Below are 3,112 nucleotides of genomic sequence, written 5' to 3'. Positions count from 1 at the left end.
TCCGTTTTCTGGTACAAAACTTTTTAAAAAAAAGTATGATGATTTACTCAAGTTTTACTGTACCGCTTTGTTATATCTTTTTCAAAATACCATTTATTTCAATTTTTAAGCTATAAGGTACATTTTTACCTACTATGTGTAATTTTTCCATTCTATAAAAAAATTTCACTCTTTTTAATCTATATATTCTATAGATTATATATTTTTGTAAAAATTAATCAACTAACATGATAATACACACACTTTCCATCACACCAAAATTTTTAGGACTATTTCCTCGATCAGTCATCATATTGAATAGTTCGAATCTTTATATGAAGGGGTGAGGAAGTGTTACTCAAAGTCCTCAATCGATTTTACAAAAAATAAATACGGTAGCTTTTTGCTCCTGATTCATGGCTAATGATAGTACTCAAATTTCACAGAGCTTTTTCTTTGACCGTTATATTCATTCTTTCTTCAATCATGAATGGGTTGGCACAAGATTTTGATTTTAATACAAATCTTCAAAATGCCTATAACGAAATTACTAAGTTACGATTGACTCATGCCAAACAGTTGAGTGGTAAAGAGTCTCCGAATAATGGTTATAAAATTTGGGTTGACTGTTTGGTGGATGCTGTTAATGTATATGCAAGCGAGAATGAGGCCGAATATGAGAAGTTGGTCGACAAAGTGGACGATGCACTCGATGTAATTGATGACCTCGATACTAAAGCACCTCAGCAACGCCAACTTCGCGCCGAACTAAAATTTTATTTGGCCTTAGTTCAAATGAAACTCGGACATGAAACCAAGGCGGGTATGTCCGTCATGAGCGCCTATAAATTGTTGGAGGAAAATAAAAAGCTTTTTCCCAACTATACCGCCAATTATAAGATACTTGGAGTCATTCATGTACTCATTGGTTCGGTGCCAGAAAACTACCGATGGATTACCAAAATGTTAGGCTTGAAAGGCAATATCGACCAAGGTATTCGTGAGTTGGAAATCGCCAGTCAGGATAAGATTACAGGTTTTGAAGCGAAATTTTTTAAGCTTTTTATTCAAAGTTATATTCTTCCAATAAACGATAAAGTACGCACGGAAGTCAATGATTTTGTACAAAAGCATACCGATAGCGAGCTCGCTTTATTTTTAGGAGTAGCGATTTCTGAAAAAGATAATAAAAGTGACCAAGCTTGGAAAATTCTGCAAAAAGTCCAAAATGGCAATGGGTATTTACCTCTACCAATTTTCGATTTCTATACAGCAGAGATTTATCTACAAAAAGGAAATTATACCAAAGCTGAAAGTTGTTATCAAGCCTATTTAAAGAAATTCAAAGGACATAGTTTTATAAAAGATAGCTATTATAAATTATTCATTATCAATTATTTGAATAATGAAAGCCAGCAAGCGAATTCTTTTCTACAAAATATTAATCAATACGGCAAAAAGCTATCGGAGTCTGACAAGGCGGCTCAAAAGTTTTATGATAATTATACCAATACGAAGCAATTGCCCAACAAAAACTTACTTCAAGCTCGTCTGGCAATTGATGGTGGATATTATAAAGAAGCCTTAGAGAATATCAAAGACATCAATGAAAATACCCTGAGTAGCAATTTAGACAAAGCTGAGTTCAACTTTCGAAAAGGGAGAATTTACCAAAATTTGGGTGATACTGACTTAGCTATTCAAGTTTTTGAAAAAAGTATTACCCTTGCCCAAAACCTAGATACGCACTTTGGTGCAAGCTCTTCTTTACAATTGGGATATATTTATCAGAGGAAAAAAGAGGTAAAAAAAGCCCTCACATGGTTCGAAAAAGCACTTTCTTACAAAAAACATGAATATAAAAATTCTGTAGATAATAAAGCGCAAGCTGCTATTACAGAGATAAATCATTAAGAAAATATTAATCAACAACACTTAAAACCTTAAAATAGATACACAACATGGAAATTTATTTAGATAACGCCGCCACCACCGCCCTAGACCCCGAAGTACTTAATGCTATGATTCCGTATCTTACCAATCAATATGGTAATCCTTCTTCAAGCCATGCTTTGGGGCAAAAGGCAAGAGAGGCTGTTGAGGAATCACGCCATACAGTGGCAAGCTTGCTAAACGCTTCTCCAGATGATATTTTTTTTACCTCTGGAGCCACCGAAGCAAACAATATCGCCCTTTCGGGTGCGATTCGTACGTATGATGTATCGCATGCCATCACTTCGAGACTCGAACATAAGGCTGTGTTACAAACACTTGGGCAATATAGCCAAGAAGGAGAATTGGATGTTAGTTTTGTTAAAATTGATAGCAAGGGCAATATTGATTTTGAATACCTAGAAAACTTACTCAAGTTTAACGCACAATCCATTGTCAGTTTGATGCACGTCAATAATGAGATTGGAAATCTGACAGATTTAAAAGCCCTGAGTGCTTTAGTAAAATATTATGACGGTATTTTACACAGTGACACTACACAAAGCATAGGGAAGTATCGCATTGATTTACAGGAACTTGACATAGATTATCTGGTGGGTTCATCACACAAATTTCATGGCCCAAAAGGTGTAGGATTCATTTATATCAACAAATATAAAAAAGTAAAGCCCTTGATATATGGTGGCGCACAAGAGCGTGGCACTCGTGGCGGCACCGAAAATGTCGCCGGGATTGTAGGTTTGGCCAAGGCACTCGAAATTTCGTATCGTGATATAGAGAAAAATCACAATCATATCTCCTACCTAAAATCATTTTTCATCGAACTACTTACGAATGGTCCTATCAAAAATATTCGTTTTAATGGCGAAAGCTTTTCGGAAGACAAAAGTAGCTACTCGATTGTAAATGTGGCATTTCCGCATCTCAAACATGGAGGGTCGTTATTAGATAAACTAGCGCAACTCGAAATATATGTCTCTGGCGGAAGCGCCTGTTCAAATCTTACTCAATCAGGCTCGCATGTATTAAAAAATCTCAAAGTTCATCTGGATCGAGATAACGTGAGATTTTCTTTTAGCAGGCACAATACTCCACAAGAAATTCGACATGTAGTAAAAGTTCTCAATCAGATATACGAGGAAGATGAAGGGATAGCAAAAGTAAAGTTGATGGAGGTGGC

At 35.7% G+C, this 3,112-nt stretch carries 2 protein-coding genes; both read left to right on the top strand.

What is annotated here, in order from left to right; translation table 11 throughout:
- The first annotated feature begins 402 nt into the window (after positions 1-402).
- Positions 403-1,893: a tetratricopeptide repeat protein gene (locus tag ACOVQ4_RS20275; RefSeq protein WP_421822426.1), complete on the top strand. Its 1,491-nt coding sequence runs from the start codon at positions 403-405 to the stop codon at positions 1,891-1,893.
- A 47-nt stretch (positions 1,894-1,940) separates the two neighbouring features.
- Positions 1,941-3,112 (top strand): cysteine desulfurase family protein (locus ACOVQ4_RS20270; protein ID WP_421822425.1); only part of this gene is annotated, 1,172 nt, incomplete at its 3' end.

Source organism: Flectobacillus sp., from assembly GCF_049240685.1.
Classification (GTDB): domain Bacteria; phylum Bacteroidota; class Bacteroidia; order Cytophagales; family Spirosomataceae; genus Flectobacillus.
This window is presented reverse-complemented; position numbering and strand designations above follow the sequence as displayed.

Coding starts and splice junctions, on each gene's coding strand:
- ACOVQ4_RS20275 (WP_421822426.1), top strand. CDS start 403: ATGATAGTACTCAAATTTCACAGAGCTTTTTCTTTGACCGTTATATTC.